The organism is Chryseobacterium sp. 2TAF14, assembly GCF_052115105.1.
Taxonomy (GTDB): Bacteria; Bacteroidota; Bacteroidia; order Flavobacteriales; family Weeksellaceae; genus Chryseobacterium.
The window spans coordinates 1-432 of the sequence record NZ_JBFRGA010000375.1 but is presented as its reverse complement, the minus strand read 5'-3'; the positions used below and the strand labels follow the sequence as shown (position 1 = coordinate 432).

The 432-nt window shown below is 24.8% G+C and carries 1 protein-coding gene; it reads right to left on the bottom strand.

Annotated features, from left to right (window positions below; all coding sequences use genetic code 11):
- Positions 1–203 (bottom strand): heme-binding domain-containing protein (locus AB4Y90_RS18230; protein WP_441558970.1); only part of this gene is annotated, 203 nt, incomplete at its 3' end.
- Positions 204–432: the final 229 nt, after the last annotated feature.

The following is a 432-nucleotide window of genomic DNA, read 5'->3' as shown; positions in this document are numbered from 1 at the left end:
ATATTGGTGTACCAAGGATATTGGGTTTCATCTGAATGGCAATCGTAGCATGAATTGGTAATCAGTTTTGCTATTTCCGGAGAAGTATTGGTTTTAATTTTTAAAAAATCCATTCCCGGGTTCAGTGGTTTGTTGGTTTTATCAATCGGAAAAAACTGAATAATGATAAAGGCGACAAGAAGAACGATAATTACTTTTTTCATACACTGATATTTGGATTTCTAAACAAATAAAGATAGTGAAATTTTTAGAAATAATAAATGTGAAAAATATTACAACAGATGTATTAATTTGAATTATTCTAAATATATATACTCAAAGTTGGTTTTCATCTAAATTAATGCCAAATTTTATTAACTTAATTGCATTATTAAATGTTTTTTTAGTTCTAATAATTTTGAAATTATATTGAGTTATATTTATAGTTTTTAA